Source organism: uncultured Roseovarius sp. (assembly GCF_947489715.1).
Taxonomy (GTDB): Bacteria; Pseudomonadota; Alphaproteobacteria; order Rhodobacterales; family Rhodobacteraceae; genus Roseovarius.
Genome location: NZ_CANLER010000002.1, coordinates 172724 through 198047 on the forward strand (window position 1 = coordinate 172724; position 25324 = coordinate 198047).

26 protein-coding genes are annotated in these 25324 nt (G+C 61.0%); 6 read left to right on the forward strand and 20 right to left on the reverse strand.

Going from position 1 to position 25324, the window contains the following annotated elements:
- Positions 1 to 68 precede the first annotated feature (68 nt).
- The 4 genes from Q1B27_RS06480 to Q1B27_RS06495 are packed head-to-tail and all read right to left on the reverse strand — an operon-like array spanning position 69 to position 6740.
- Positions 69 to 2117, reverse strand: a complete 2049-nt coding sequence (locus Q1B27_RS06480) for a hypothetical protein (protein ID WP_299845435.1) — start codon at positions 2115 to 2117, stop codon at positions 69 to 71.
- Complete coding sequence (locus Q1B27_RS06485) at positions 2114 to 4861, reverse strand: DUF4159 domain-containing protein (RefSeq protein WP_299845437.1); 2748 nt, start codon at positions 4859 to 4861, stop codon at positions 2114 to 2116. Before Q1B27_RS06485 ends, Q1B27_RS06480 begins: the two co-directional genes overlap by 4 nt.
- Positions 4858 to 5736, reverse strand: a complete 879-nt coding sequence (locus Q1B27_RS06490; RefSeq protein ID WP_299845440.1) for a DUF58 domain-containing protein — start codon at positions 5734 to 5736, stop codon at positions 4858 to 4860. Before Q1B27_RS06490 ends, Q1B27_RS06485 begins: the two co-directional genes overlap by 4 nt.
- The gene (locus Q1B27_RS06495) at positions 5733 to 6740 is read right to left on the reverse strand and encodes a MoxR family ATPase (protein WP_299845443.1); all 1008 of its coding nucleotides are present in this window, start codon (positions 6738 to 6740) and stop codon (positions 5733 to 5735) included. The genes Q1B27_RS06490 and Q1B27_RS06495 overlap by 4 nt, the downstream gene beginning before the upstream one ends.
- A 69-nt stretch (positions 6741 to 6809) precedes the next feature.
- Between Q1B27_RS06495 and Q1B27_RS06500 the strand changes: the two genes are divergently transcribed.
- Both Q1B27_RS06500 and Q1B27_RS06505 read left to right on the forward strand, forming a co-directional pair.
- Positions 6810 to 7397, forward strand: a complete 588-nt coding sequence (locus tag Q1B27_RS06500; protein ID WP_299845446.1) for a DUF1285 domain-containing protein — start codon at positions 6810 to 6812, stop codon at positions 7395 to 7397.
- A gap of 1 nt (position 7398) precedes the next feature.
- A complete protein-coding gene (locus Q1B27_RS06505) occupies positions 7399 to 8103 on the forward strand; it encodes an SDR family NAD(P)-dependent oxidoreductase (protein ID WP_299845449.1) in 705 nt (234 codons plus the stop codon).
- On the opposite strand, the gene glcF is transcribed toward Q1B27_RS06505, so the two are convergent.
- The 4 genes from glcF to Q1B27_RS06525 are packed head-to-tail and all read right to left on the reverse strand — an operon-like array spanning position 8100 to position 12413.
- Positions 8100 to 9422, reverse strand: coding sequence for a glycolate oxidase subunit GlcF (gene glcF, locus Q1B27_RS06510; RefSeq protein WP_299845452.1), 1323 nt, complete (start codon positions 9420 to 9422; stop codon positions 8100 to 8102). The two genes, Q1B27_RS06505 and glcF, sit on opposite strands and share 4 nt — an antisense overlap.
- Entirely contained in the window at positions 9419 to 9787 is a 369-nt protein-coding gene (locus tag Q1B27_RS06515; RefSeq protein ID WP_299845455.1) for a hypothetical protein, read from the reverse strand. Before Q1B27_RS06515 ends, glcF begins: the two co-directional genes overlap by 4 nt.
- The gene (glcE, locus tag Q1B27_RS06520; RefSeq protein WP_299846813.1) at positions 9784 to 10920 is read right to left on the reverse strand and encodes a glycolate oxidase subunit GlcE; all 1137 of its coding nucleotides are present in this window, start codon (positions 10918 to 10920) and stop codon (positions 9784 to 9786) included. Before glcE ends, Q1B27_RS06515 begins: the two co-directional genes overlap by 4 nt.
- A gap of 53 nt (positions 10921 to 10973) precedes the next feature.
- Positions 10974 to 12413 (reverse strand): FAD-linked oxidase C-terminal domain-containing protein, encoded by a 1440-nt coding sequence (locus tag Q1B27_RS06525; protein ID WP_299845457.1) that lies wholly within the window; start codon positions 12411 to 12413, stop codon positions 10974 to 10976.
- A gap of 82 nt (positions 12414 to 12495) precedes the next feature.
- Between Q1B27_RS06525 and Q1B27_RS06530 the strand changes: the two genes are divergently transcribed.
- Positions 12496 to 13215 carry a DUF599 domain-containing protein gene (locus tag Q1B27_RS06530; RefSeq protein ID WP_299845460.1) on the forward strand — a complete coding sequence of 240 codons (720 nt, stop codon included), beginning with the start codon at positions 12496 to 12498 and terminating at the stop codon, positions 13213 to 13215.
- Positions 13216 to 13250: 35 nt separating this feature from the next.
- The gene (locus Q1B27_RS06535) at positions 13251 to 13610 is read left to right on the forward strand and encodes a hypothetical protein (protein WP_299845463.1); all 360 of its coding nucleotides are present in this window, start codon (positions 13251 to 13253) and stop codon (positions 13608 to 13610) included.
- A 41-nt stretch (positions 13611 to 13651) separates the two neighbouring features.
- Here Q1B27_RS06535 and Q1B27_RS06540 read toward each other — a convergent pair whose 3' ends face one another.
- Positions 13652 to 14446: a DsbA family protein gene (locus Q1B27_RS06540; RefSeq protein ID WP_299845466.1), complete on the reverse strand. Its 795-nt coding sequence runs from the start codon at positions 14444 to 14446 to the stop codon at positions 13652 to 13654.
- A gap of 216 nt (positions 14447 to 14662) precedes the next feature.
- Here Q1B27_RS06540 and ampC point away from each other — a divergent pair, with 216 nt between their 5' ends.
- Entirely contained in the window at positions 14663 to 15820 is a 1158-nt protein-coding gene (gene ampC, locus Q1B27_RS06545; RefSeq protein ID WP_299845468.1) for a class C beta-lactamase, read from the forward strand.
- A gap of 54 nt (positions 15821 to 15874) precedes the next feature.
- On the opposite strand, the gene Q1B27_RS06550 is transcribed toward ampC, so the two are convergent.
- Positions 15875 to 16054 carry a zinc-finger domain-containing protein gene (locus Q1B27_RS06550; RefSeq protein ID WP_299845471.1) on the reverse strand — a complete coding sequence of 60 codons (180 nt, stop codon included), beginning with the start codon at positions 16052 to 16054 and terminating at the stop codon, positions 15875 to 15877.
- A gap of 74 nt (positions 16055 to 16128) precedes the next feature.
- On the opposite strand from Q1B27_RS06550, the gene Q1B27_RS06555 reads away from it, so the two are divergent.
- On the forward strand, positions 16129 to 17058 hold the full coding sequence (locus Q1B27_RS06555; protein WP_299846815.1) for an ABC transporter ATP-binding protein: 930 nt from the start codon (positions 16129 to 16131) through the stop codon (positions 17056 to 17058).
- Positions 17059 to 17078: 20 nt separating this feature from the next.
- Here the strand turns inward: Q1B27_RS06555 and Q1B27_RS06560 are convergent, their stop codons facing one another.
- The 10 genes from Q1B27_RS06560 to Q1B27_RS06605 form a co-directional block, all read right to left on the reverse strand.
- On the reverse strand, positions 17079 to 17549 hold the full coding sequence (locus tag Q1B27_RS06560; protein ID WP_299845473.1) for a DUF1203 domain-containing protein: 471 nt from the start codon (positions 17547 to 17549) through the stop codon (positions 17079 to 17081).
- Between the two features lie 88 nt (positions 17550 to 17637).
- A complete protein-coding gene (locus tag Q1B27_RS06565) occupies positions 17638 to 18345 on the reverse strand; it encodes a VPLPA-CTERM sorting domain-containing protein (RefSeq protein WP_299845476.1) in 708 nt (235 codons plus the stop codon).
- A gap of 130 nt (positions 18346 to 18475) precedes the next feature.
- Entirely contained in the window at positions 18476 to 19264 is a 789-nt protein-coding gene (locus tag Q1B27_RS06570; RefSeq protein WP_299846817.1) for an ion transporter, read from the reverse strand.
- 132 nt (positions 19265 to 19396) lie between these two features.
- The gene (locus tag Q1B27_RS06575; RefSeq protein WP_299845479.1) at positions 19397 to 19687 is read right to left on the reverse strand and encodes an SCP2 sterol-binding domain-containing protein; all 291 of its coding nucleotides are present in this window, start codon (positions 19685 to 19687) and stop codon (positions 19397 to 19399) included.
- A gap of 173 nt (positions 19688 to 19860) precedes the next feature.
- Positions 19861 to 20304 carry a molybdenum cofactor biosynthesis protein MoaE gene (locus tag Q1B27_RS06580; protein ID WP_299845482.1) on the reverse strand — a complete coding sequence of 148 codons (444 nt, stop codon included), beginning with the start codon at positions 20302 to 20304 and terminating at the stop codon, positions 19861 to 19863.
- Positions 20305 to 20307: 3 nt separating this feature from the next.
- Complete coding sequence (gene moaD, locus Q1B27_RS06585) at positions 20308 to 20553, reverse strand: molybdopterin converting factor subunit 1 (RefSeq protein WP_299845485.1); 246 nt, start codon at positions 20551 to 20553, stop codon at positions 20308 to 20310.
- Positions 20553 to 21218, reverse strand: coding sequence for a CDP-diacylglycerol--glycerol-3-phosphate 3-phosphatidyltransferase (pgsA, locus tag Q1B27_RS06590; RefSeq protein WP_299845488.1), 666 nt, complete (start codon positions 21216 to 21218; stop codon positions 20553 to 20555). Before pgsA ends, moaD begins: the two co-directional genes overlap by 1 nt.
- Positions 21219 to 21264: 46 nt before the next feature.
- Complete coding sequence (gene uvrC, locus Q1B27_RS06595; RefSeq protein WP_299845491.1) at positions 21265 to 23136, reverse strand: excinuclease ABC subunit UvrC; 1872 nt, start codon at positions 23134 to 23136, stop codon at positions 21265 to 21267.
- Positions 23137 to 23430: 294 nt separating this feature from the next.
- On the reverse strand, positions 23431 to 24210 hold the full coding sequence (locus tag Q1B27_RS06600; protein ID WP_299845494.1) for an SDR family oxidoreductase: 780 nt from the start codon (positions 24208 to 24210) through the stop codon (positions 23431 to 23433).
- A gap of 13 nt (positions 24211 to 24223) precedes the next feature.
- On the reverse strand, positions 24224 to 25189 hold the full coding sequence (locus tag Q1B27_RS06605; protein WP_299845497.1) for a calcium/sodium antiporter: 966 nt from the start codon (positions 25187 to 25189) through the stop codon (positions 24224 to 24226).
- Positions 25190 to 25324 lie beyond the last annotated feature (135 nt).

Consider the following 25324-nt stretch of genomic DNA (forward strand, 5'->3'; position numbering starts at 1 on the left):
TGGCGAAAAGGGCAAGGGGTGCGACAGAGTTCCGGCAGCGGCCGTGTCGGTTCTGCCACGCGGCTGCGTCAGCGCCGCCCTTCGCGGAGCCAGCCGGCAAGGATCAGCGTGGAGGTCAGCAGCAGGACCAGCCAGGCGGGCATCAGCGGCAGTTGCGTGACCGAGCGGGTTTCATAGGCGCCGCGCGGGGTGATGCCGATCCAGTCACGCCCCGCCGCAGGACGGCCCGCGCGCACGGCACGGATACGCGGCACACCATCCGACAGCGCCTTGGCCCCGCCGCCAGTCGGGTCGATCAGCGGCATCAGCGCGTCGGCGCTGGCGATGGTTTCCTCGAACTCCACAGGTGCCGCCGGGCCCAGACCGATGACCGCGAACTGATCGCCGTGGGTCAGCCGGTAAAGCCCAATCTCGGGCCCGTCATAGATCGTCTCATATTGCCCCGGTGAGACCTCTTCGAGCGGCAATTCAACCACGTCGCCGGACGGGGTTTCGATGGTGACATCGCCCACGTCCTGATCCAGTGAGCGACGGATGATGCGCATGGTCTGACCGGTGGCCTCGGCCCACAGCGCCTCTTCCTCAAGCTCGGGTTCTTTCATCATCCAATGGGCCAGACGACGCAGCAATTCCAGTTGCGGCCCGCCGCCCTCATAGCCGCGATGCCAGAGCCACGCATGATCCGAGGCCAGCAGCGCCACGCGTCCCTCGCCCACACGGTCGAGGATCAGGAGCGGGCGTTCATCGGCACCCGACATGACCACCTGACCGGTTTCGCCCTCAAGCTCGATCTGGCGCAGCCAGCGGCCCCATTCGCTGCCCTCTTCCGGTTCCAGACCGGCGGTCACCGGGTGGCGCTGGCCAAGTTCTGTCACCTTGGGGCGATATTCCTGTTCCAGCACGCGGGCGGTGGGGCGGGCGGGCACGATGGCCTCGATGGGTGTGCGGTAGATACTGTCGGCGCTGGCGAAATCAGGCCCGGCGGCGATCAACATCGCGCCGCCGTTTTCGACATAGTTGCGCACGTTATCCAGATAGATCGACGGCAGGATGCCACGGCGCTTGTAGCGGTCAAAGATGATCAGGTCGAAATCCTCGATCTTTTCCAGAAACAGCTCGCGCGTGGGGAAGGCGATCAGCGACAATTCCCGCACCGGGACACCATCTTGTTTTTCGGGCGGTCTTAGGATCGTGAAATGCACCAGATCAACCGAGCTGTCGGATTTCAGCAGGTTGCGCCAGGTGCGCCCGCCGGGATGCGGCTCGCCCGAGACCAGGAGCACGCTGAGCCGGTCGCGCACGCCGTTGATCTGGATGAGCGCGGTATTGTTGCGGTCGGTCAGTTCGCCGTCGACCTCGGGTGTGGTGAATTGCAGCACGTTGCGCCCGCCATGTGGCAGTGTCAGGGGCAGCTTGATCTCTTCGCCCAGAGGGATGTTGAACCGCTGAGGTTCTTCGCCATCGACCGAGATGTCGATGGGCACGTTTTCAATGCCCTCGGGCGCGGCCCCCAGATCCTCGATCGTCAGGGTCATGGTGACCTCTTCGCCAAGGATGGCAAAGGCAGGGGCGTTCTTGATCGTCAACCGGCGATCCCAATCGGTATCGCGACCGGTGTGCAGCAGGTGCAGCGGGGCGGGCATATCGGGGGCACGGTCCAGATCGTGCAGGCGGCCATCGGACAGCATGATCGCGCCCGCGATGCGCCCTCTTGGTTCTTCGGCCATCGCCTCGGACAGGGCCGACATCAGCTGGGTGCCGGTATTTTCCTCACCATCGGGCACGGTGATGCGCCTCACCTCGGTATTGTCGCGGGCGTCAAGGCGCGCGGCGATGGCATCCTTGGCGGCCTGGGTTTGGGCGGCGCGGTCAGACAGGTTTTGGCTGGCGCTTTCATCCTCGACCAGAAGCACGATATCGCTGAGCGGTTCGCGATCTTCCTGCTGATAGACCGGACCGGCCAGTGCGGCCAGAACGACAAAGGCGGCCAGAGCCCTAAGCGCCCAGCCCGAAAGCCCCCGCCACAGCGCCAGCGCGATGCCCGCCAGTACCATGGCGCCCAGCGCGGCGATCAGCCAGATCGGCAGGAGCGGGTCGAAGATGATGCTGGAGGTCATTGGCCCAGCCTTTGCAGCAGCGCAGGCACATGGACCTGATCGGATTTGTAATTGCCGGTCAGAACATGCATCACCAGATTGACGCCAAAGCGGTAGGCCAGTTCACGCTGACGTTCCCCCGCAAAACCACGGCCCACCGGATACATCGGGTTGAGGCGCGTATCCATCGCCCAGGCCGCGGCCCAGTCATTGCCCCCGATAACAACCGGCGTCACGCCGTCATTGAGGTTGCGAAACGGCATGCCCTCGATCTTTTCGGCATCGGGGGGCGCGGCCTCGACCCAGACAGAGCGGCCCATGTGGCGACCGGGGAAATCCTGTAACAAATAGAACGTCCGGGTCAGAACGTGATCTTCGGGCAGTTGTTCCAGCGGCGGAATGTCCAGCGGTGCGGCGAGTTGTTTCAGCTTCGTCCCGTTGGGCGATGATGCGCCAAAGCCCGCGATATTGGCATCGCGCGTATCGAAAAGGATCATGCCGCCGGTGCGCAGATAGGTGTTGAGCTTGACATAGGCGTCAGCGGACGGCGTCGGTTGGCCGGGCGTGATCGGCCAGTAGAGCAGCGGGTAGAAGGCCAGTTCGTCGCTTTCAAGGTCTATGCCGATCGGTTCGGCGGGTTCGACCGAGGTGCGGAAGAAAAGCGTCTGACCCAGGCCGAAAAGCCCTGCGCGGGCAGCCTCGTCCAGTGTTGCGTCGCCGGTCAGGACATGGGCGAGCACGACTTCGGAGGTGGCAAGCCTGGTCTTTTCATCCTGCGCCTGGCCTTGGTCAGGCAGCATCAGCCCAGCCAGAACAATGAGCGCGGCGCGGGCCGGCAAGAGCCGTCCAGACAGGGCCAAAGAGGCAAGGATATCTGCCGTCAGCAGCACCAGCGACAGCGCCAGCAGCCAGCCGCCCAGCGGGGCTTCGGCCGCGCGGGTCAGACCCGCAACGGGAATGCGCGCGGGCCAGTTTGTCGGCGTCAGGCTGGTGTCGGCAGCGATGACATTGCGCGCCAGACGACGATCAGGACCGTCATAGATGCCAGGGCGCAGATCGGGGCCAAGGGCATCGCCGATCAGCCGGTCACCGGGCACCCCCGGCAATGTGCCCGCATCGGCCAGCGTGCCGAACCCGTCAAGCACCTGCACCGGCTGCCAGATCGTGCCTTCCAAATCCTTGGCTTCGGGCGCGCTGAGCGAGGACGAGACCGCCAGCCGTTCCAGCATCTGCACGAAAAGCCCCGACAGCGGCAGCGAGGACCATTCGGCATTGGCGGTCACATGGAACAGGACCACCTGCCCGTCGTCGATGCGTTTGCGCGTGACCAGGGGCGTGCCATCGGAAAGCTGTGCGATCACCCGGTCGGCAAGTGTCGGATCGGGCTGTGCCATGACCTGCGCGCTGACAGTCACGTCCGACGGAATGGCAAGGCGGTGGAACGGGCTTTGTTCGTCAAAAGGCGCCAGCGCCTTGGGCTCCCCCCAGCTCATCGCGCCGCCGACCATGCGGCCCCCGACGCGCAGGCGCACGGGCATCAAGGGCGCCTCGGTATCGCGTGATACATCGCTGGCGGCCAGGCGCGGCCCGGCAAACCGCAGCAGCATGCCGCCCTTGCCGGTCCAGTCCAGCAACGCCGCCTGTTCCGCACCCGACAGCGTGGCCACATCGGCCAGCACGATCACGTCCGGGTTGGCGGGCAGCACGTCCATCAACGCGCCGTCCAGAATATCGGCGGTGGGTTCCAGCGCCTGTTTCAGGTAGTGCAAGGGCGAGAGCAGCTCCAGCCCCTCGCGATCCTCGCGCCCGGCGATCAGCGCCACTTCGCGGCGTTTCAGACTGTCATCGGTCAGGCTGATCGCCCCCGCATGATCCTGCGCTGCGATCTCGAAATGGGTCAGGCGGCCACGCAATTCGGCCGGCAGGGACAGTTCGCCCTGCGCCTGCGTTTCATCCTCGGCAAATTGCATGGGAAGGTTGGCCAGCACGCGGGGCACACCTGATGGATCGCGGCCATGGGCCTCGACAACCACATCGCGTGCACCGGTGGGCCGGGCCCGGGTTGCTGTCAGTTTCACCACACCGTCGGCCATCTGCGCCGGGGCCAGGGCCAGTATCGGGCGGGGGCTTTCATAGACGCTGACAGGGCCGCGCGCCTCGAACGCGTCCAGCAAGGCATCGCGACCGTCATGCGCCAGCCCGTCCGAGAACCAACGCGTTTCAAACGCCTCATCACCCAATTGGTCAATCGCGGTCTCGGTCATTTCGGTGGTGGCAGTCCAGGGCAGTGGCTCCAGCCCGGTCAGGCGACTGCGCCACGCTTCGGCAGACTGAAACACTGGCACTTCCGGATCACTGAGCCGCAGAATGGCCACAGGGCGCGATTGCCGTCCTGCCTCGGCCAGCATCCCGTCCAGCAATTCCCGTTGCGCGGGCCAGTCGCGGGCGCTGGCCCAGCTGGCATCAAGCGCAATCAGCAGCGGGCCGCTATCGACCTCTGCCGATCTTTCCTCCGGGTTCAGCACCGGACCGGCCAGCCCGATGATCACCGCCGCAACCGCCAGCATGCGCAACAGCAACAGCCACCAGGGCGTGCGGTCAGTCACGCTGTCATCGTCCCGCAACCCCAGCAGCAGCACCACACCGGGGAACATGCGGCGCACGGGTGCAGGGGGCACGGCACGCAGAATCAGCCAGAGGATGGGCAACGCCGCCAGTGCCAGCAACAACCATGGCGCGGTGAAACCGATGGGGCCGATCATCATCTGAGCTGCCCCCTCTCGAACGCGCCATAAAGCCACAGCAGCGCGGATTGCGCGCTGTCGGACGTGTGGTGGCACTGATATTGCCAGCCGGTCGCCAGGCTCAGCGCTGACAGCTCATCCTTGCGCGCGGCCAGACGTTCCAGATAGCGGTCGCGCAATTCACTTGCCTTGAGGGTTTCATGCGCCAGCGTGCCACCGACACTTTCGAAAATCGTGCGGCCGCGATAGGGAAATGCTTCTTCCGCCGGGTCAAGAACCTGCAGAACGATGCCCTGAATGCCGCGATCCGCCGCCTCGGTCAGCGCGGCGCGAATGGGGGCGATATCGCCCATGAAATCCGAGATAAAGAGCGCGCGACCATGCGCCATCAAACCGTTGGTGTCGGGCGTGGCGTAATCATCCGTGCCATCCTGACCCAAGGCTTCGGTCAATCGCCTGATCTGCGGCTCACCCCGGCGTGGCGGCAATGTCTGCCCGGTCATGCCCACCCGTTCGCCACCCCGAATAAGCAGCAACGATACCGCCAACGCCAACAATCGTGCACGCTCGGATTTCTGCGGTAGCTTGTCATCCGACGCGAACCGCATCGAGGCGGCATTATCGACCCAAAGCATCACGCTTTGTGCAATCTGCCATTCGCGCTGGCGCACGAACTGCATGTCGCTGCGGGCAGAACGCCGCCAGTCAATCGTGCGGCGCGAATCCCCCGGCTGCACCGGGCGATATTGCCAGAAATCATCTCCCAGCCCGGGACGTCTGCGCCCATGTTCCCCCAGCAGCACCGTCCCGGCCAGATGCTCGGCCCGCGCCAGCAAAGGCGGCAGGCGCGCGGCCTCGGCCTCGGCCCGGCTGCGGAGGGGGGCGGTTTGATTCACGCGGCGGCCTCGCTCCGGGTGATGTTTTCGACCGTAGAGGTGATCAGATCGCTCAGTGTGTCACCGCGGGCACGGGCGGCAAAGTTCAGCGCCATGCGGTGGCTGAGCACCGGCTGCGCCATCGCCGCCACATCATCGACATCGGGCACCAGACGGCCCTGCAACATCGCGCGCGCCCGCACTGTCAGCATCAACGCCTGCGCCGCACGCGGGCCGGGGCCCCAGGCCACAGCGTTGCGCACGGTTTCAGATGCGGTCGCGTCTTCGGGGCGGAAAGCGCGCACGAGATCCAGAATGACCTCCATCACCTGTTCGCCCACAGGCATGCGACGCAGTAGGTTCTGCGCCTCGATCAGCTCGGGCGCATCAAAGACCTGATGCGCCTCTTCCTCGGTCGCGCCGGTGGTGGCGATCAGGATCTCGCGCTCGGTGTCGCGGTCAGGATGTGGCACGTCGATCTGCACCAGAAAGCGGTCAAGCTGGGCCTCGGGCAGCGGATAGGTGCCCTCCTGCTCGATCGGGTTTTGCGTGGCCAGCACGTGAAAGGGTGCTGTCAGCGGACGGTCCTGCCCGGCGACGGTCACCTGGCGTTCCTGCATTGCCTGCAAAAGGGCGGACTGGGTGCGCGGGCTGGCGCGGTTGATCTCATCCGCCATCAGTAGCTGGCAGAAGATCGGGCCGGGGATGAATTTGAACGCACGAGAGCCGTCATTTCCGGTCTCCAGCACTTCGGAACCCAGGATGTCAGCGGGCATCAGGTCCGGCGTGAACTGAATGCGGTTGCCGTGCAGGCCCATCACCGTGCTAAGTGTTTCAACCAGCCGGGTTTTTCCCAGGCCGGGCAGGCCGATAAGCAATCCGTGACCGCCACACAGAAGCGCCGAAAGCGACAGGTCAACCACCCGTTCCTGGCCGATGAAACGCTTGGTAATCGACACGCGCGCCTGTGCCAGTTTGTCTTCCAGCGCCTCGATACCAGCCAGCAGATCGGCGTCATCACTCATGGCAAAACTCCTGTTGCACCTATATCATCCCGTAAGAGTGTATAGCTATGGGCGGAAATGGCAAAAGCAATGAGCAACAAATACGTCACAACACCGTCAGCAGAGGGGATTGCCGCCTCGGCGCAAGCCGCGAAGGGTAAAAACAAAGGGTTGCCGCCGGTGCATTTGTGGAATCCCGACTTTAGTGGCGACCTGGATATGCGGATCGCGCGGGACGGCACATGGTTCTATCTGGGCACGCCGATCACCCGGCCCGGGCTGGTGCGGCTGTTTTCCACGATTCTGAAGCGTGAAGGTGATGATTACTTCCTTGTCACCCCGGTTGAGAAGGTCGGTATCACCGTCGACGACGCGCCGTTCGTGGCGGTGGATTTCGAGGTGACGGGCACAGGCGGCGCGCAGGCACTGAGTTTCGAGACAAACGTTGGCGATACGGTGACCGCAGGTGCGGATAACCCGATCCGGGTGGAACGGGATGCCGACACCGGAGAGCCATCGCCCTATGTGATGGTGCGCGCCGGGCTTGAGGCGCTGGTAGATCGCAAAAGCTTTTATCGGCTGGTCGACATCGGTGCCCATCATGACAGCTGGTTCGGGCTGTGGTCTGACGGGGAATTTTTCCGCATGATCCCATCTGATGAATTGCCGGAGGGCTAGGATGATAAGCACCCCATTAGCAGTGATCGTGGGCGTGGGCGACGGGTTGTCGGCCTCCCTGGCGCGAGCGCTTTCGGGCGCGGGATATAGCCTGGTCCTCGCCGCGCGGAATGCCGAAAAGATCAAGGGGCTGGCCGCGGAAACCGGCGCCAAGACCGCGGCCATGGACGCCACTGACCCGGCCGCGGTGCGGGAGCTTTTTGACGGCCTTGCCGCCACGCCCCGGGTGGTGATCTACAACCCTTCGGCCCGGGTGCGCGGCCCCATTGCCGATCTGGACCCCGAAGAAGTGCGCCGTGCAATCGAGGTCACCGCCTTTGGCGCGTTTCTGACCGGTCAGGCAGCGGCCCGCAAGATGCTGGAGAACACGGGCGAAGTGCGCGGTACGATCCTTTTCACCGGGGCGTCTGCCGGGGTGAAGGGATTTGCCAATTCGGCCCCTTTTGCGATGGGAAAATTCGCCCAGCGCGGGCTGACGCAGGCGATGGCGCGCGAATTGCACCCGCAAGGTATCCACGTGGTATGGGTCAATATCGACGGCGGAATACGCAATCCAAAGCGGCCCGAGCGTGTGGATCCGGAAGGCAAGCCCGACAGCATGCTTTGCCCCGACGCCATTGCCCGCGCCTATCTCGGATTGATCGAACAGGACCGGTCAGCCTGGAGCGATGAACTGATCCTGCGGCCCTGGGTGGAAAGTTTTTAGCGCAGAATGGGCACCGCCGGTTGCGGCACTGGCCCGTCGCTCAGCGCGCGGGGCTTTGGCCCGCCGGTGGCCCAATCCAGCAATTCAACCGTGTGCAGAATGGGTACCCCGGTGCCCGATCCGATCTGCATCATGCACCCGATATTACCCGCCGCGATCACGTCGGGCGCCTTCGCCTCAAGCGTCCTGATCTTGCGCGCCTTCAGCTTGGCCGAAATCTCGGGCTGCATCAGGTTGTAGGTGCCCGCCGAGCCACAGCACAGATGCGGGTCAGCCGGTTCAACAATGGTAAAGCCCGCGCGTTTCAGCAGATCCTTGGGATAGGTCTTGATCTGTTGACCGTGTTGCAGCGAACAGGCGGCATGATAGGCGACGATCATGTCTTTATCGCCCCCTTCGGGCAGATCAAGCTGCATCAGAAGTTCCGAGACATCCATCGCGATGCCCGAGACCCGCGCCGCATCACCTGCCAACGCCTCGTTCCGGAACATGTGGCCGTAATCCTTGACCGTGGTGCCACAGCCGCTGGTGTTGATCACAATGGCATCGAGTCCCTGCCCGTCCATTTCAGACGCCCAGGCGCGGATGTTCTTGGCAGCGGTCGCATGGCTTTCGGATGTCTTGCCCATGTGATGGGTCAACGCGCCGCAGCACCCCGCGCCTTCGGCCACCACAACCTCGCAGCCCAGTCGGGTCAGCAGGCGGATGGTGGCATCGTTGATATCGGTATTCAGCGCCTTTTGCGCGCAGCCGGTCATCAACGCCACGCGTTTGCGCGGCGTCCCGCGTGCCGGAAAACTTTGCGGATCGTCGTTACGACTGACCGGCGGGATCACCTTGGGCGCCATCTCCAACATCGCACGCAGACGGGCATCCGGCATCAACCGGGCAAAGGGCCGCCCGATCTTGGCGCCCAGCAGCGCCAGGCGGAACCGCGTGTGATAGGGCAGAATCTTCGACAAGATCCAGCGCAACGCCCGGTCATCCCAGCGACGTTTGTAATTCTGTTCAATATATTCGCGGGCATGGTCCACCAGATGCATGTAATGCACGCCCGACGGGCAGGTCGTCATGCAGGCCAGGCAACTGAGGCACCGGTCGATATGCGTGACGGTCTTGGCATCGGGCTGGCGGTTGTTTTCCAGCATGTCCTTGATCAGATATATCCGGCCCCGCGGGCTGTCCAACTCATCCCCCAAGACCTGATAGGTGGGGCATGTCGCGGTGCAGAACCCGCAATGCACGCAAGAGCGCAGGATCTCATTCGAACGTGCTATACCGGGGTCTTGCAGCTGTTCAGGGGTAAATTCTGTTTTCATTCTTCGGCCATCATCTGTGCGGTATAAAGCCCGAACCACGGAAGGGTGGTCGCCATCGCGCCAATGGCGATGATGAACTTGCGGGCGGTGGCGGATTTCAGGCGATACTGGGCGGCAAGCGTGCAATAGGCCAGCATCACGATCCAGGCAAACCAGCTTGCGACCACCGCCGCCAGGCCGGGATAGGGGCTGGGTGCCAAGGCCGGAACGGCCCAGCGACCAAGGGCAAAGGCCGCCGCCATCAGACAGGCCGCCACGCCCATCAGTGCGGCGATACGGTGCCTGCTGGGCCGATGACGCGCCAGCACCCAAAAAACGAGCGGCCCCACCAGAAAAACCATCAAAAAGGTGATGGCCAGTTTCATGCCGCCTGCCCCATCAGGCCTGGGTTGAACAAGCCGCGCGGATCAAATTTGCGGCGCAACCCGTCCTGAAGTGCTGCGATGGCGGGGGCAAGCGGCTGGAACGCCTCGGCGCTGGTGCCACGGATCAGCGTGGCATGTCCGCCTCTCGCGGTCACGGCAGCGCGAATCCGGGTCGCGTTCAGCCCCGATCCGTCGGCGACCAGCAACCAGACCAACCCACCGCCCCAATCATAAAGCGCCTCAACCCCGGGCAAACCGGCCACGATACCGGGCGCGTCCGAAGGTTTGACCGACAGCCGCCAGACATCGCCCGCGCGCCCTTCGAACGGGACCACGTCGCGGATATAGTGCCACCCGGCACGGGTGCGTTCCGGATCGGTCTCGACCGTGAAATCGCCAAAGCCTGCCAGCAGTTTCTGCATTTCGCCCGCGCGATAGGCGACCGAGTTTTCAAACCCTTCCAGCCGGATCATGGTCACCGGCGCGCCGTCCATTCCTTTTTGCAGGTGCGCGGCACCGGTCACTTCATAGGGCGATCCAAGCGCGGCACTCAGCGCCTTAACCGCCTGCGCATCGCTCAATCCTTCCAGCAGCAGAACACCGGTCGCATGGGATTTGGGCAGCACTTTCAGCGACACTTCGGTCAGCACTCCCAAGGTGCCATAGCTGCCCGCCATCAGCTTGACCAGATCATAGCCGGTGACGTTCTTCATCACCCGGCCACCATTCTTGAGGACCTGCCCCTGCCCGTCGACGAACCGCACGCCCAGCAGATGATCGCGGCAGGCACCTACCTGAATACGGCGCGGCCCTGAAACGTTGGCCGCAACGACGCCACCGATCGTCGGCGCGCCTGTGGTGCCCAATAACCGGCGGTGATCCATCGGCTCGAACGCTAGGCGCTGCCCCTCGGCATCCAATGCCTTTTCAACCGCTGATAGGGGCGTGCCCGCGCGAACCACCAGTGTCAGCGCACCGGGTTCATATAGCTCGATCCCGGTCAGCGCGCTGGTGGACAGCACGGCGCCATTGGTCGGCGCGCCGATGGGCCGGGTGCCGCCGCCCTGAATGCGCAAAGGTCCATCCGCCTGCGTGATCAATTCGGCCAGGTCAGCCTCGGTTTCTGGGGTCAATGCTGTCATCTTTCAAAAACTTCTCCGGGGGGGTGGCTGCCGGGGCAACGTCCCTATTCCGCTGCAATCCGGCGGGTGTCAGAGGCGGCCAGTGGAAATACCTTGGCCGGGTTGAGCAACCATTTGGGATCAAAAACATCCTTCACGGCCATCTGGATATCCAAATCGCCCGGCGCGTACTGGTCATGCATCAGATCACGTTTTTCAATGCCCACACCATGTTCACCGGTCAGGCAGCCGCCGACCTCGACACAAAGCCGCAGGATGTCGGCACCGAAGGCTTCGCAGAGTTCCAAATCACCGGGCTTGTTGGCGTCAAACAGAATGAGCGGGTGCATGTTGCCATCGCCCGCGTGGAACACATTACCCACATCCAGTCCATATTCCTTGCTCATCTCGCCGATGCGTTTCAGCACATAGGGCAACTGGCTGACCGGGATCGTGCCATCAAGGCACATGTAATCATTGATCTGGCCCATCGCGCCAAAGGCCGATTTGCGGCCCAGCCATATTTTCGCGCTTTCCTCGGCCGAATTGCTTTCGCGCAGTTCGACCGGGTTATGGCTGCGGGCGATCTGCATGATGGTTTCCAGCTGTTCATCGATCTCGGCATCGCTGCCTTCAACCTCGACGATCAGCAGCGCCTCGCAATCCGGGTAGCCCGCCCCGGCAAAGGCCTCGGTCGCGCGAATGCAGGGACGGTCCATGAACTCGATCGCCACCGGCAGCACGCCCGCCTTGATGATATCGGCCACGCAGGCCCCCGCCACAACGATATCGTCGAACCCGATCAGGACGGGCCGCGCGCCTTCGGGCTGGCGCAGGATGCGCAAGGTCGCCTCGGTCACCACGCCAAGCTGGCCCTCGGAGCCGCAGATCAGGCCCAGCAAGTCCAGCCCTTCGGCATCCAGGAACGCGCCGCCGATTTCGGTCACGGTACCATCCATCAGCACCATGGTGACCCCCATCAGGTTGTTGGTGGTCACGCCGTATTTCAGGCAATGCGCGCCGCCGGAATTCATCGCGATATTGCCCGCGATGGCACATGCCAGCTGGCTCGACGGGTCGGGGGCATAGAAAAACCCTTCGGTTTCGACCGCGCCGGTCACACTCAGGTTGGTACGGCCAGACTGGACCCGGATAAAGCGGTTGTCGTAATCGGTCTCCAGCACCTCGTTCAGGCGCGCGACCCCCAGGATGACGCTATCCGCCGTGGGCAGCGCGCCGCCCGCCAGCGACGTGCCCGAACCACGCGGCACCACCGGCACGCCCATGTCATGGCAGATGCGCAGCACGTCCGACACCTCTTGGGTGGACGCAGGCAGCACCGCCAGCAGCGGCGGGCATTTATAGGCGGTCAGCGCGTCGCATTCATAAACCCGAGTCTCGCTCGGCTCGGAAATAATCGCATCCGCAGGCAGAACCGCCTGCAAACACGAGATCAATTCGGCCTTGCGGGCCATGATCTTTGGATCCGGTTTTGGCATTTCCATCTGGCAATTCCCTTAATTGGTAAAGTTTTATAACCAATTTATCCCACTGGCAAGTCAAACCTCGGCACGATATGCGTGATACATGGATCTGACAGAACGACTTTCACACTTTACCACATTGGACATCACCGCGCTGGCCCTGTTGGTCATCGGATCAATCGTAATCGGCTATATCATTGAAAACGATTTCAAAAACATGAAATCTGTCACCACCCTGATGGCCGATTACCGGCGCGAATGGATGGTGCACATGGTCACCCGCGAGCCGCGCGTTTTTGACGCGCAGATCCTGTCGATGATCCGGCAGGCAACCTCGTTTTTCGCCTCTGCCGCGATGATCGCGATCGGTGGATGCCTTGCCTTGCTGGGCAATACCGACCAGTTGATGGGCATCGCCCAGGACCTGACGCTGGAAAGCGACCCCAGCATCGTGTGGGAGCTGAAAGTGCTGGTGATCCTCAGCTTTCTGGCCAACGCCTTTTTCAAATTCGTCTGGTCCAACCGCCTGTTTGGCTATTGTGCCGTCTTGATGGGCGCGGTGCCCAATGACCCGTCCGACCCAAAGGCGCCGATACGCGCGCAAAAGGCGGGTGAGATCAACATTACCGCCTCGCGTAGCTTCAATCGAGGGCTGCGCTCGGTCTATTTTGCGCTGGCCGCTTGCGCCTGGCTGCTGGGTGCGGGCGCACTGATCGCGGCCACGGCGATGACCTGCCTGGTGCTCTTCCGGCGCGAATTCGCGTCACGCTCGAAAGAGATATTGCTGTGGCCCGAGTGTAACAACAGTGACACACAGTCGTGACTCGAATTTCTGACGCAGCCTGGTTAAATGGGGCCATGAAAAAACTCTCACTCCTACTTTTCGGTTGCCTGATGGCGCCCGCTGCCTGGGCAGACGGACCCACAATCATTGACGTCACGATCAAGAAGATCGGCATGGTCTGGCGCGTCGATGTGACCCTTGAACATGGCGATACCGGATGGGATCACTATGCCGATGGCTGGGAAGTTCTGGATGCCAACGGCAACCGGCTGGCCCATCGCGAACTCATGCACCCGCATGTCAATGAACAGCCCTTCACCCGTGCGCTCAGCGGCGTGGTATTTCCCGATGGCACCCGCGAGGTGTTCGTGCGCGCCAAGTGTTCGGTCGACGGCTGGTCAGGTGAAAAGACGCGGGTCGAGCTGAAACCCTGACCAACCCGATACCCCCTGCACCCGTAGAATGTCCTGAAGGCTCAGCCTGAACACGGGCCGGGATCTGTCATCGCGCGCTCGGCCCGGACCAGACGTTCAACCATCCGGCGGTCGACCCCACCCAGAACCGCCGTGCGGCCCACCACCAGCGCGGGCGTACCGATGAACCCGAACCGGCGGGCCAGCGCGGCGGTACGCTGCAACTGGCGCTCGGTCTTGCGTGCGGTCATGTCGCGCAACAGCCGCGCCGGATCAATCCCGACCTCTTCGGACAATTGCCGCAGATAGGGCGGCGTGGGCACCACCGGCGTCCCCATCAGACGCTCGTGAAACGCGTCATAGGCCCCTTGCGCCCGTGCGGCCACCGCGGCCCGTGCCGCAACGCTTGAAATCTGCCCCAGCAGCGGCAGGTCATGCCAGGTGACCTGAACCCCGCCTCCCTGCGCCATCTGCGCCAGCATCGGGCTGACCTGACGACAGTAAAAGCAGCGATAATCGGTGAAATAGGCGATCTGCACATGCGCCGGATCACGGGGCTGATCATCGCCCGGATCGAACAGCGCGCCGCATAGCGCCCCGTCGCTGATGGTTTGCGCGGTGCTGCCCTCATCCGAACTGCTGCCAATTCCGACAAAGGCCGTCGCCCCGCCCGAGATTGGCCCGCCCGCGATGCGGCGAAACCCCGGCACGCCGGCGACGGGTTCAAACTGCAACCCCGGCTCGGTCAGCCGCCGCAACAACGCCGTACCGCCATAGGCCGCTGCCACCACCGCCCCGAACCCGGCCAGACGCAGCAGGCTGCGGCGGGTTGTCTTTGGCGGCGGCTGATCCGGCATGGGCAACGAAAACCTCGGTAAATCGCGATAAACTTCCGCGCCACGTTGACGCCCCGGCGCGGCCATGTCCAGAGGCAGAAATCAACCCTTCGTGATCCTGAAAAAGCGGCTTTTGGCCGACCGGAAACCGCGCGCTTGTGTGCCTGCGCACAGCGTCCTACCTACAGTCCTGCAGAACAGGCCACGGTTTAGATAACGACTAACGCAGGAGAAAACATGAGCATCTTCAAGTCCTTACGTATTTCCACCGTCAGCCTTTGCCTGGCCCTGCCTGCGCTGGCCCAAACCGATCAGGCATTCAAGGAAATCGCGCAAGATGCCTTTGGCGACGTGATCGCCGAGCACGATATTCCCGGCATGGTGATCGGTGTGACAATGGGCGGTCAGCACCACATCTACACCCACGGCATGGCCTCGCGCAGCATGGGCACCCCGGTTACCGCAGACACGCTTTTTGAACTTGGGTCAATCAGCAAGACCTTTACCGCGACGCTTGCCGCGCTGGCGCATGGGCGCGGCCAACTTGATCTTTATCGCCCCGTGACCGATGCCGAACCACAGCTTGACGGCAGTGCCTTTGACCAGATCACAATCATGGATCTGGCCACACACACCACCACTGGCCTGCCGCTTCAGGTGCCGGGTGCGATCACCACCGAAGACGCACTGATCGACTGGCTGAAAGAATGGCAACCGGATGACAGCCCTATCCCGATGCGCAGCTATTCCAACATCAGCGTCGGCCTGCTGGGCCGGGTCACGGCCGCTGCTCTGGGCAGCAGTTATGCCGAGGCGGCAGAGGGAACGCTCTTTCCGATGCTGGGTCTGGAAAACACCTGGATCACCGTGCCGGATGCCGCCATGCCCAATTACGCCTTTGGCACCTCGCGCAAGGACGGTAGCGAAATTCGCGTGAATCCGGGGGTTTTCGATGCCGCCGCCTATGGCGCGAAATCATCTGCCAATGACATGCTGCGCTATCTCGATATCCAGCTTGGCAAGGTCGACATCACCCCCGAGGCGCGCGACGCCATAGCGCTGACGCAACAGGGCCAGACCAGAACCGATTATTACACCCAGGCGATGATCTGGGAGCAGTACCGCTGGCCTGCCGATCTGGATACCTTGCTGGATGGCAATTCCAGCAAGATGGCACTGGAAGGCCAACCGGTCACCCGGTTCGACCGGCCCGAACCGCCGCAGCCGAATATTTTCGTCAACAAGACCGGCTCGACCTTTGGGTTCGGAGCCTATGTTGCGATGTTGCCGGAGCAGGATATCGGTGTGGTCGTGCTGGCCAACCGGAATTATCCGAATGCGGATCGGGTCAAGGCCACGGTGGCATTGATTGAACGGCTGGACGAGCTTCGGTAATCAGGCCCTGCCGGGTGGGTGCGCGGCGTCGCGCGCCCCGAACGCCAAATCCGATCAGACTTTGCCTTCGAATTCCTTGTGCACCATCTTGCAGTCGCAATAGGGGCATTCGACCCAGCCACTATCCAGCGGGATCTGCAACCAGACACGCGGATGGCCCAGCGCCCCTTCGCCGCCATCACAGCTGACGCGGTAACTGTCCACAATCCTGATCTCGGGGGCCTCGGTCGTCATCGGGGCGTTTCCTTTTGGCTGCACTTGAACTAGGTGCGACTATGAGCGATCCATTGGGCAGGGGCAAGAGGAGCATGGGCTTGAACGCCATCGAAATACGCGGGCTGGTGAAAACCTATGGCGGTCGCCGGGGCAGCCCCGAAAAGCTGGCGCTGAAGGGGATTGACCTGGATATCCCGCGCGGATCGGTCTTTGGCCTGCTGGGGCCCAATGGCGCGGGCAAATCCACGCTGATCAACATCCTTGCCGGTCTGGTGATCAAATCCGCCGGTCAGGTCACGATCTGGGGGTTCGATCAGGATGTGAACCCGCGCCAGTCGCGCGCCTCGATCGGGGTGATGCCGCAGGAACTGAACCTTGATCCCTTCTTCACCCCGCGCGGCGCGCTGGAGGTACAGGCCGGGCTTTACGGCGTACCGAAATCCCAGCGCCGCAGCGATGATATTCTGGCGATGGTCGGCCTGTCGGACAAGGCCAACGCCTATGCTCGCACCCTGTCGGGTGGCATGCGGCGGCGGCTTTTGCTGGGCAAGGCGCTGGTGCATATGCCGCATATCCTGGTGCTGGATGAACCCACGGCGGGCGTCGATATCGAACTGCGCCAGATGCTGTGGGAAAACATCCGCAAGCTCAACGCGCAGGGCATGACCATCATCCTGACCACGCATTACCTGGAAGAGGCCGAAGAGATGTGCGACGAGATCGCCATCATCAACCGCGGCGCGCTGGTCGCCCGCGATAGCACCGCCAACCTGCTGGGCCGGCTCGATACCCGCACCATGATCATCCACCCCGACAAACCCGTGACCGCCCTGCCGGAAGCCGAGGGGCTTGAGGTGACCACCCGCCCCGACGGCGCGCTGGCGATCACCTATCAATCCGCCCAGACCCCCGCCGACGCCGTGCTGGAGGCCGTGCGCACCGCGGGTATCCGCATCCGTGACGTGAAAACCGAACAGGCGGATTTGCAGGATGTGTTCCTGGAACTGACCCGCAGCCATTGAACGACGGGCCAACCGGTCCCTTATCCGCGATCTATGCGCGCCTGATAGCAATTATTGCGCGACGACCGGACATGGATATAGGCCACATCTGGATTGGCAAAAACCTCGGCGGCGCGGTTGGCGACATCCGCGGCCTCTGTCACCGCCCCGGTGCCATAGACGATCCGGTCATTGGCCCCGTATCCCTTGAGCAGGAAATCAGGGCTTGCCTGCAAGGTCGCCGGTGTTTCCGCTCGGGTTCCAAAGCCCTCACATGCCTTGGCACAAACGAAAACCGGGCCGGTTTCGGCATAGGCATCCAGCGCCTCGAACGGGCGATAGGCGACCAATAGCATCTCGTCACCGGGCGGAATGATCGTCAGGCAATGACGGCACTGATAGCCGCCATCATCGGCGATCTGCCGTTCAGGCGGATTGCCATAAGCATCGGGCGCTCCCGTCTGATAGGCACGGGCAATCTCGGTCGGCATGGCGGTGTATCTGATCTGCATGGGGTATCCTCTCAAGTCAGGTGATACCCCATATTTGCCCATTTCACCGCCCCCGGACGACCCGGAACCTGCGCAATTATTCGCGCGCCTAGGACCGTTTGCGGCCCAGCGCCCCCAGACCAGCAATACCGGCCAAAAGCAGAAACACGCTGGCCGGAAGCGGTACCACGGGTGTCGCCAGCCCGGTGATCGTGAGGCTTATCAACGGATCATTCGGGTCCGCGTCAGACCGGCGCCCGAAAAGGGTCATCGTGCCCTTGTTCTTGAACCGCGTGGCATTGGTCTTGATCGCCGGAAACAGGGATTCGTCCCGCACCCCCGGCGGATTGAGAAAGTCGTTATGCAGCGGATCACCATACCGGAAGGTCAACAGATCGCCATCGGCCGAGCGGGACACCGAGGTTGGCCCCTTGTCGCCCTGCGCGTCGGTCAGAAAATCCACGTCAAGCAGGTTGAAACCCGCAAATCCGGTAAGCGAAAAGGCAACAATATCAAACCGCTCCGAAAACCCCCCGCTGTTGAAAGGGTCGCGAATGCGCGGGCGGAAACTCAGGGTATTGAGGGTGTTCGACAGAACCACGCGGTTCTGCACCCTATAGGTGGCCTGAAAGAAGCCTGCGCCAAAGGCTGCGTCGATGAGGTTGTCGTTGACGATAACCCCGGCCTGGTCCGGATCGGCAGCAACCGAAGTGCCGGTCGGAAAGATGACACCGCCGGGTGAAAGCGGCGCTGCGACAGCGGGCGGGCTGGTGATTGCGAATACCGCAATGGCGGCCAAAGCTCTGACGGAAAACATGAAAATACCCCTTTGATAATAAAAAAAGTAACTAAAAAGTCTCTTTTATTACCATGAAAACAGGGTTTTTCAAAATGAGCGCGCCAGTTTTCGCCTAATACAGGCCGACCCGGTACAAGCGCGCCGGGGGCTACCCTTTGCCGGCATCGTTCCTTGACTTGATCAACGCTTCGATTTCACCCAGCCGGTTCAGAACCTCATCGCGGTAGGTATCGGTGCGCTCGTTATTCTCCTCGTGATGCGCGTCCTGCATCGAGTTCACGATCAAACCCACAAGCAGGTTCACCACCGCAAAGGTCGTGATCATGATGAAGGGCACAAAGAACATCCAGGCGTAGGGATAGACCTCCATCACCGGGCGCACGATCCCCATCGACCAGCTTTCCAGCGTCATTATCTGGAAAAGCGAATAGCCCGACCGCCCCAGCGTACCGAACCATTCCGGGAAACTGGCGCCGAAAAGTTTGGTCGCCATCACCGCGCCGATGTAGAAAATCACCCCCATCAGCAGGAAGACAGACCCCATGCCGGGCAGGGCATTGACCAGCCCCTCAACCACCCGCCGCAGTGACGGTGCGACCGACACAACGCGCAGCAGCCGCAGAATACGCAAGGCCCTCAGCACGCTCAGACCCTGCGCCGAAGGCACCAGCGAAATGGCGACAATCACGAAGTCGAAGATGCTCCAGCCGCGCCGGAAAAATGCGAAGCCCCGCGCATATAGCTTCAGCGCGATCTCGATGACGAAAACGCCCAGACAGATCGCATCCAGCAGCAGGATCAGCGACCCGGCGCGCGCCATCACCACGTCCGAGGTCTCAAGCCCCAGAATGACGGCATTGAACAGGATCACACCAAGGATGAAATTCTGCACCGCAGGCCGATCGACAAAATTGGCCACACGGTCACGAGAGGTCAGGGGGGAAAGCGTGCTATTTTCGGTCATGCTCGCGGATATGGGGCACGAAAGCCGCCGTGGCAAGATCGCACGCCCCCGCACGTGCCAATTCCTGCCGTCATGACGCTACCTAAATGCGTGCTTTCCCGGCAGTCAGCCCGTCAGAATGCTGCTGACCTTCAGCGCCCGCTGCGCGTTCCCCTCGACCTTCAGCTTGCCCGACATATAGGCCATGACCGGGTTTTGCTCTCCCGACAGGATATCGCGAAAAACCGCATCGCTGGCGATCAGCACCACATCCGCGTCATCATCGCCCGCGCGGGCACCTGCCTCGTCCAGCATCACGCTGCCTTCGCCGGTGATCACCAGTTTTGCCGTACCCCTGATCTGACCTTCCGCCTTGGCTTGCAGATTGTCGATATAGGCCTGAACCACGTCACTCATACACGTATCCTCATTCATTCGAAGTTAGTCGCCAGCATCATGTGCCGCCCCGTGGTGATCAATCGCAACCTCACGTCATTTCCATCCAGAACGTACGGGACGTACGCAAGATGCGCGGATCACCCCGATTTACGTACGGAACACGCGTACGGACCGTACGGAGTGTACGAAAGTCACCAGCGTTTCAGCGCGTCTTCATCCTCGTCCCGCGCGGCGACCCAATCGGCATCCTTGTCCGAGACCTCTTTTTTCCAGAACGGCGCACGGGATTTCAGGAAATCCATAAGGAATTCAGCGGCTTGAAAGGCATCAACCCGGTGGCGTGACGCGGTAGCGACCATCATGATCATATCCTGCGCTTTCAGCGTGCCGTGCCGATGGATGATCAGAATATCCCCTAAATTCCAACGGCTTAACGCCTCGTCAGCGATCTTTTTCAGCGCCTTTTCCGTCATGCCGGGATAATGCTCGATTTCCATCGCGTGCAAATCGCCCTCACCCAGATCGCGGACCACACCGGTAAACGTGACGACCGCTCCCATACCCTGTTGACGTTCGGCAAAGGCGTTGGCCTCAACACCAAGGTCAAACGGGTCTTTCTGCACCCGGATATCCATGTGCTAACCCCCTGTCATTGGAGGGAAAAAGGCAACTTCGCGGGCGTTTTTCAGGGGGGCATCGAAATCGCTCAGCTCCTGATCAATGGCCACCCGCAACGCGCTCAGATCGGCGAATGCCGCCGCGTAGCGCGGCTCGCGGGCGCGCAATTCGTTAACAAGCGCCATCACCGTGGCGGGATTCGTGTCAATTTTTTCCTTGGGATGTCCGATCCGTTCCCGAACCCAGGCGAAATAAAGCACGTCCATCAGCGCTCATCCTTCAGGTAAGGTATTGATTTATTGAAGTAATCAAAGCCCGTAATGAATGTCAGCGCAGCCGCGATCCAAAGCAGCCAAAGCCCGATAAACCCGGCCCATTCCATGCCGCTCAGTTTCCATTTCAGGCCCAGCACATCTTCTTCCCGGCCTTCCAGAATGTCGATTACCATCGTCTCATCCATGCCAAAGACCGACATTCCAAAGTAATGTTCGAACACGCCTTGGGAAAAAAGTACAGCGATTGCAATCATTTGCGCGGTGGTTTTCCATTTCGCAAGTTGGGTCACCTTCAACGTGCCCGCGGTATCGCCCAAATATTCCCGCAACCCCGAGACAAAAACTTCCCGAAACAGAATCACCGTCGCCGGCAACACCAACCAAGGCGAATAGCTGGAATACCCCACGATCACCATCAACGCGATCACCACCATTGCCTTATCGGCAATCGGATCCAGCATCGCCCCCAGCTTGGTCTCTTGCTTCCAACTGCGCGCCAGATGGCCGTCGAACCAGTCGGTGATTGCCGCTCCGACGAACAGCAACAAGGCAAACCAATCGGCGTAAGGTCTTGTAAAATATAGAAACATCACGGCAACGCCCGGCGCCGCAAGAAGCCTGAAAACCGTAAGGATATTCGGGATCGTCAATGTCATGAATCGGTTCTACCCGCATCTTTGCGTAAGGGAAAGCATCGCCGGTTCAGCCTTTTTCATGAAAGAAATCATAAACCTTCTGCGCCAACGCCTCGGACACACCGTCAACTGCCTTGAGATCCGACAGATTGGCACGGCTGACCGCCTTGGCCGACCCGAAATGCGCCAGCAAAGCGCGCTTTCGCGCAGCCCCCACGCCAGGCACCTCATCCAGTGGATTGGCAATCGCGGATTTGGCGCGTTTCGCCCGGTGTGTCCCGATGGCAAAGCGATGCGCTTCGTCCCTAAGTCGTTGAATAAAATACAGAACCGGATCATTTCGCTGCAGTGCCATTGGACGCTTGCCAGTTCGGTGAAACTCTTCCTTGCCGTGATCCCGGTCCACCCCTTTGGCCACGCCAACCATCGGGATACCCTCAACCCCCATTTCACGCATGATGCTGGCCACGGCGCTTACCTGCCCTGCACCGCCATCAATCAACAGCAGATCAGGCCAATGCCCCTGATCCCGCTCGGGATCTTCCTTGAGCAGCCGTTTGAACCGTCGGCTCAGTACTTCCTTCATCATCCCGAAATCGTCACCCGGTGTCAGATCGTCACCTCGGATGTTGAACTTGCGATAGCTGTTCTTCATCAACCCCTCAGGGCCTGCGACGATCATAGCGCCCACCGCATTCGTGCCCTGAATATGGCTGTTATCGTAGACCTCGATACGCTGTGGCGGACCTTCCAGATCGAAGGCTTCTGCCAATCCTTTCAGGAGCCTGGCCTGGGTCGCGGTTTCGGCCATCTTGCGTCCAAGGCTTTCGCGCGCGTTGCGTGCGGCCCCATCCACCAGCTCAGCTTTTTCGCCGCGTTTGGGCACAAGAATTGCGACCTTGCGACCCAGTTTACCACTTAGCGCGTCCTGCATCAGGTCGGCATTTTCAATGGGATGCGACAGGATCACCTGACGGGGCGGCTCTTTGGTATCGTAAAACTGGCCGACGAATGCCTCCAACACCTCGGCCTCCTCGACATCTGCGCCAACACGCGGATAGAAATCGCGGTTGCCCCAGTTCTGTCCCGCCCGGATAAAGAACACCTGGACGCAGGCCTGGCCGTTTTCCAGATGCAGCGCCACGATATCGGCCTCGGTCACTGTGCGCGGGTTGATACCCTGATTGGTCTGCACCTGGGTCAGCGCCTTGATCCGATCACGCAGGGTGGCAGCGCGTTCAAACTCCAGCGCCTCGGAGGCCTCGGCCATTTGTGCAGCCAGCTTCGCCTGAATTTCCGTCGACCTACCAGAGAGATAACGTTCTGCATCAGACACGGAGGCCGCATATTCAGCCTTCGAGATATGGCCGACACAGGGCGCGGTGCAGCGTTTGATCTGGTATTGCAGACACGGTCGCGTACGGCTTTCGAACATCGCATCGCTGCAATTGCGCAACAGGAATACTCGCTGCAATTGGGCCAGGGTGCGATTGACGGCCCCCGCCCCTGCAAATGGCCCGTAATACGCGCCTTTTTCCTTTTTGGCGCCCCGATGTTTCTTGATCATCGGAAAGTCATGCGCCTTGGTCACCAGAATATTCGGAAAACTTTTGTCATCGCGCAGCAGCACGTTGAAATGCGGCTTGAGCTGTTTGATCAGATTCTGCTCCAGCAACAGCGCTTCGGTTTCCGTCTTGGTCGTAAGGAACATCATCGACGCGGTTTGCGAGATCATGCGGGCGATCCGTCCAGTATGCCCGGTGGGCCGCGCATAACTGGAAACACGTGCCTTCAGGTTGCGGGCCTTGCCCACGTACAGCACCCGCGCCTGCGCATCGAGCATGCGATACACACCCGGAGAAGCGTCCAATGTCCTGAGGTAGGACTGGATTACATCATGACCGGTTTTCGGCGAATTTTGCTGTGCTGTGTCTACCATATTCTTTCGGGTATGATTCTCTGCTTTGGCTGCAACCATATCGCGGGAGGGGCAAGAGGAAACCTTTCCACGGTTCATGTGGATAAGTCTGAAGATAACTTTCCGTGATCAGGAAATTTTCGTTATTTATTGCTCACTTCCTTGATTTGCCTATTTTTTAGGCACTTTTTCAACTCTTTGATTTATAACATTAAAAATCTTCTGAAACGCCAAAATATTGAAAACATTAAATCTTTTGTAACAAGAAGTTAAATTGTGTGTCACAGGTGCAAAACTCAGGGTTGAGGCAAAGATTCACTCAACACCCAGCACATCAGGTGTCTGCCATCCCAAGTGCTGTCCGCCATCGGTACAGATCAATTGCCCCGTCACAGATGGCGCGTCCAGCAGGTATCCCATGGCGGCAATGATATCGCTTTCATTTGCGCCGCGTTGCAGGATCGTAGCCTGCCGCTGCCGTTGGAAATGGCTGTCGCTTTGACGATGGCCCTGCAATGTGGGGCCCGGGCCGATCGCATTGACACGCACACGGGGGGCAAGCGCCTGCGCCGCCGTCTGAGTCAGGGTCCAGAGGCCTGTCTTTGCCAGGGTATACGTCATGAATTCGGGCGTCAGCTTGCGCACACGCTGGTCAATCATATTGATGATAAGACCCTGAGCCACAGGCTCTCCCGCGTCATCCAGCGTAGGGTCCGGCACATCCGCAGCCATTGCCTGCGTCAGGACGAACGGCACGCGAAGGTTGCTTTCCATATGCCGGTCCCAGCTGGTGCGGGTGGCAGTGGAAAGTGTGTCATATTCGAAGATCGAGGCGTTATTGATCAGCGTGGTCAGCGAACCGCCCAGTGCTTGGGCGGCACGCGGTACAAGCGTGGCGACTTGAGCGTCATCCAACAGATCAGCTTCGAGCGCCACGGCTTTGCGACCCATCGCCTTGATCTCGGCCACAACGTCCTGCGCCGCAGCGCCAGACGTTGCGTAATGTACGGCCACGTCATGCCCGCGTCGAGCCAGATCTATCGCCATGGCGCGGCCCAACCGTTTGCCTGCGCCGGTAACCAATGCCCGCGTCATCGCGCACCTCCGTTCAGATCAGCACATAGGTGATATAGACCAAATATAACCCGGTCAGAGCGATCCCCCAGGTTCGTCCGATATCTTGTTTGAAAATGACAAACGGGATCAACATCAAAGAAGCACCGAGCATCACCCAAAGATCAAATTGCAAGAATTGCGGATCTACAGGTATGTGCCCAACAAGCGACGTGATGCCGATAATAGCCAGCAGGTTGAACATGTTCGAACCGATAACATTCCCCAACGCCACATCGGCTTGACGTCTGAGTGCCGCCATGACCGTGGTTGCAAGCTCTGGCAGCGAAGTGCCGACGGCAACCAAGGTCAAGCCGATGACCGCGTCACTGACACCATAGCGCCGCGCGATGATCGACGCGTTATCAACCAGAAGATCGGCCCCCAAGGGCAGACCGATCAGGCCAAGGATCAGAAAGACAATGATCTGCCACCAGGGCATATCAGGATCAGCACCTTCGACATCTTCACCCTCTTCGGCATCGGCCAACGCCATCGCTGCCATTTCGCGGCGATGCCGGTTCGCATCCCGGAACGCGTCACCAAGCACGAAGGCCAAGGCGGTCAACAGGATCAGACCCGAAATAAAGGTGAACTCACCAGTGAAGGCGAGAGCAATGAAAAGCAGCGTTGCTGCCATCATGAAGGAATAGGTCTTGCGGCATTTGCAACCGCTTGTATGCAGGCTGGCCAGCAATGCAGGCACCCCCAGGACCAGCAAGACATTTGCAGTGTTCGAACCAATCACATTACCAAGCGCGAGGCCCGGTTTATCTTCCAGAACAGCATTGATCGAAATCAGCAACTCAGGGGCGGAGGTGCCAAAGGCCACGATTGTCAGGCTGACGATCAGGGCTGGAATGCCCACCCGAAGGCTGAGGTTGACCGCTCCCTTGACCAGCGCGTCCCCTGCTAAGAGCAGGATCACGAGGCCCAGGCCAGCAAGCAACCAAGGGATCATTTACGCGCCCCTTTCTGGCAGGCACAGGGACCCTTTCCAATACGAAACCGCCCGCATTTAGGGCATTTCGCAGACGCCAGTTTTTGCTGCCCGGGAAAACGCAGCTTTCCGAACATCGCCAGTACGCCCATGGCC